This is a genomic window from Mycobacterium sp., from assembly GCF_035603715.1.
In the GTDB taxonomy this organism is placed as follows: domain Bacteria; phylum Actinomycetota; class Actinomycetes; order Mycobacteriales; family Mycobacteriaceae; genus Mycobacterium.
This window is the reverse complement of record NZ_DATNJW010000239.1, coordinates 1-4105: the sequence shown is the minus strand read 5'-3', so window position 1 is coordinate 4105 and position 4105 is coordinate 1. Positions and strand designations below refer to the sequence as shown.

Genomic DNA, 4105 nt, shown 5'->3' with positions numbered 1-4105 from the left:
GACCACCGGCGCCGGGCTGAACCGCTCGTAATGCAGCGGCGCGTTGGCGTGCTCGTCGCGGGCTATGCGCACCGCTTCCAGCATCCCGCTCGGTCCGCACACGTAGACCGCGGTGGTAGGTGTCGCACCGACAAGGAGATCGTCGGCCGTGGCGAATCGGCCGCGCTCGTCGTCGGCCCACACGATTACCCGGTCCGCAGCCAGCGAAGTCACCTCGTACAGCAGCGGCATGTATTCCCGGCTGCGGCCGGCATAGATTGCGCGCCAATTCATTCCGCGCTGCTCCGCCGCCCGCATCATCGAGAGGATGGGCGTCACCCCGATTCCGCCGATGACGAACAGCACGTCACGCTCGTCGCCGCCGAGATAGAACGCGTTGCGCGGACCCTCGAACACCAGTGCGTCGCCGACCCGAAACGCATCGTGCATCTCGATCGAACCGCCACCGCCATCGGGGATCCGGCGCACCGCAATGCGGTAATCGGTCCGCCGCCCGGGCGGTCCGCACAACGAGTACTGACGACGACGACCGGAGGGCAACTGCACGTCGATATGGCTGCCCGGCGTCCACGACGGAAGCAGGCCACCGTGCGGGTCGGCGAAAGTCAACGCGACCACGTCCGGGGTGAGCACCTCGCGTTTGGTGACGACCGCGGTATGGGTGCGCCCCACCGGCAGCACCCGCGACGGCGTCCACCGGGTCGCCGAGGACAACCCGCCGAGTAGCACGCCCAAGCCCCACACCGCCGTGTAGAGCCGGTCCCGCTTGCGGCGACCGTAGATGTCAGCAGGCCTGCTAGCCCAAATGCTCTGCGACACAATAGCCTTAAGGTCGAATGTCGTAGCGGGCCAACAGCCGGAGCAACGAAGGACTGATACGGCGCATCGCGTAGCCGACCCGCGATTCGGCCGCGATCGGCAGCACCGGCGGACCGCTCTTGACAGCCTTGACGATCGCCTTGGCGGTGGCTTCCGGTGTGTAGTTGCGACGACGGTACGCAACGTCGGCCTTGTACCGGGCGCTGTCCTGTTCGTCCGGTGACATTCCCGCGTAGACGGTGCTTTTGGCGATGTTGGTGTTGACGAACCCCGGGCAGACCGCGGTGACGGTGATGCCGTCGTCAGCCAGATCGGCGCGCAGCGATTCGCTGAACGCCAGCACCGCGGCCTTGGTCGTGCCATAGGCGATCATCGACTTCGACGGAAGAAACGCCGCGGCCGACGACACGTTGATGATGGTGCCGCCCTGTCCGCGGTCGACCATTTGCGTTGCGAACGAACGACTTCCGTTGAGCACGCCGCGCAGGTTGACTGCCAGGATGTTGTCCCAGTGCGCCGGAGTCGTCTCCAGGAAGCGGCCCGCCATCCCGATTCCGGCGTTGTTCACCAGGATGTCGACCACACCGTGCTCGTTGTTGACTTGTGCGGCAAGCGAATCGATCGCTTTCTCGTCGGCCACATCGGCCTCGTAGGCGGCTGCCCCGGCGCCGGCGTCCCGGACAGCCGCGGCGGTGTCCTCCGCCGCGGCCAGATCACGGTCGACGATCACGACCGTGTCGGCGCCTTGGCGGGCCAGTTCAAGGGCGGTGGCACGGCCGATCCCGGCGCCGGCACCGGTGACCAAGGCGAGTTTGCCTCGCACGTCGCGCGGACCGGTGCGCACCGCGCTTTGGCTATTCGGAGCGGCGCCGTTGACTACCCGGTCGATCCATTCACTGGTCAGCCGCGCAATAACGTCGGGACGCGCGGTCACCACCCAGTGGCCGCCCTCGATCGGAACCACCCTGCTGCCCAACGGGATTGAACCGGTGAAGCGCTGCAGCGCGGGCGTGACAAACATGTCCATCCGCGGCACCAACACCTGGACCGGAACGGTGGTATCGGGCAGCTTCGTACCAGGGGCCAGAAACGGGCCAGGCATGTTGGCGCGGTACAGGTTGAGGCCGTTGAGATAGTCGCCGGTAGATCGCACCGTGTCGACAGGTCGGGTGAGTGCGCTGGAATTACCGATACGGCCAAACGCGTCAATGACTTTCACACCCAGCCCGGAGCGGATCATCAGCTCCGGCAAACCCGGGGTCAGGAAGAACCAGATGTATCCCGACGCGATGAACTGCCGGATCACGTCGAAAAGCCCGCGTGGAGTGCGGGCCGACCGCAAAAACTTGCCCGCGTAGTTGAGATGGGGCCCGGAGATCGACGTGAACGAGGCCACCTTGCTCATCACCGTCTCGTCGGTGACCGCGGCCCAGGACTGAATCGAGCCCCAGTCATGGGCCAGCAGATGCACCCGGCCGACACCCAGGCTGTCGATCACCGCGCCGGTATCGGAAATCAACTGGGAAAAGCGGTAATTCGATCGCCCCGGCGGCTTCGCGGACTCGCCGGCGCCCCGCACGTCGTAGGCGACGAGGTTATAGCGCCCAGCGAGATGCGAGGCCACCCCATCCCAGAGGTGATGGTTGTCGGGGTAACCGTGAATGGCCAACACGGTCGGCCGCTGCGGGTCGATCTCGGTGTAGGCATGGACGGCCAACGTGACGCCGTCCGACGCGGTCACAGTGCTGCGGGTCGGCACGGCTGCACTCGCCGCCGAATCGGTGGTCATCGGATCCTCTCGCTCAGTGCGATGCGCGCGCGGCGGGTGAGATCGCCAGGTAGTCGACCGCCTTCTCCACCCCGCCCAGCTGCGACGGGTGGAAGCCCGGCAGGTAGTAGGCGCCGATCACCCGCACGAAGCGCAGCGGCCCTGGCATCAAACCTCGTCGTGCGGCCTGGAAGTAGTACCACCAGTGCGGCTTGGCGCCGTGCGGCACCTGCGGGTCAACGGAGTACATGAAGCGCACTCCGCGCACCCACATCAGCAGCATCATCGGTGTCACGACCAGTTGGGTACGCACCTGCCGCAAGTAACCGGACCGCAGGTGCTTCATCAGATCGAAGGCCACCGCCTTGTGCTCGACTTCTTCGGCGCCGTGCCAGCGGAGCATGTCCAGCATCACCGGATCGGTGCCGATCGCGTCGTGCTGCGGGGTGTTCAGGATCCACTCGCCCAGGATCGCGGTGTAATGCTCGATGGCCGAGACGAGTGCCACCCGCTCGAGCAGCCAGCTGTGCTGGCGCCGCACACTCCACCGCGGCCGGTCGCCCAAGAGCTTGCCGAACAGCCAGTTCATCTGGTCGGTGAAGGGTGTCACGTCGATGCCGTTGGCGGCGAAGTACTCCTGCACACCGGTGTGCGCCTGTGAATGCATCGCCTCCTGGCCGATGAATCCCTGCACATCGAGCCGCAATTGGTCGTCTTTGATCAGTGGCAGCGCCTGCTTGAACAGGTCGACGAAGAACTCCTCGCCGGCCGGCAGCAGCAGGTGCAGCACGTTGAGCATGTGGGTAGTGAACGGCTCACCGGGCACGTAGTGAAACGGCAGCTTCGCCCAGTCGAACGTGACGTCGCGCGCTTCGAGGACCAATCGTTCGTGATCGCCCAACGCCCCGGCACCTGGCAGGTGCGGACCGACAGCCTCGTCGTTGACCGTGAACATTGGCAGGAGCATACCCGGTACCCCCGGTATCGGGAACTCCTCGCGGTCAGACGGGCGCGGCTCCCCGCAGGTGCTCGAAGATCAGCGATGTCTGGGTGCCTGCGACATCGGCGTCGGCATTGAGGTTCTCCACCACGAATGAGCGCAGATCTTCGGTATCGCGCGCGGCCACGTGCAGGATGAAGTCATCGGCACCGGCGAGGAAGTACACGTCCATCACCTGGGGCCTGCGCCGAATCTGCTGGATGAATTCCCGAATTTTGCCGCGGGCGTTGGACTGCAGGCTCACCGAAATCATCGCCTGCAGCGGCAATCCCACCGCGGCCGGGTCGATATCGGCATAGAAGCCGCGGATCACACCCGAGTCCACGAGTCGGCGCACCCGGCCATGGCAGGTCGACGCGGCGATGTCGAGCTCTTCGGCCAGCGCGCTGTTGGTCATGCGGGCGTCGGCATGGAGGAGGCTCACGATTTTGCGATCCGTACTGTCCAAATCCGCCGGCCGAAGATCCTTCGATGACAGCCGCTCACGATCCTGGTCTTTCGTAATTTCTTCGGACATC

Annotated in this window: 4 protein-coding genes; all 4 read right to left on the bottom strand. The window is 65.5% G+C overall.

The genetic code is table 11. The annotated features are described in order from the left end of the window. Positions 1–819: ferredoxin reductase (locus tag VN856_RS10225; RefSeq protein ID WP_325688577.1), on the bottom strand; the 819-nt coding region annotated here is incomplete at its 3' end. 7 nt (positions 820–826) lie between these two features. Next, entirely contained in the window at positions 827–2608 is a 1782-nt protein-coding gene (locus tag VN856_RS10220) for an SDR family oxidoreductase (protein WP_414686919.1), read from the bottom strand. 13 nt (positions 2609–2621) lie between these two features. Next, positions 2622–3542 carry a metal-dependent hydrolase gene (locus VN856_RS10215; RefSeq protein WP_325688575.1) on the bottom strand — a complete coding sequence of 307 codons (921 nt, stop codon included), beginning with the start codon at positions 3540–3542 and terminating at the stop codon, positions 2622–2624. Between the two features lie 46 nt (positions 3543–3588). Further along, a complete protein-coding gene (locus tag VN856_RS10210) occupies positions 3589–4104 on the bottom strand; it encodes an Lrp/AsnC family transcriptional regulator (protein ID WP_325688573.1) in 516 nt (171 codons plus the stop codon). Position 4105: the final 1 nt, after the last annotated feature.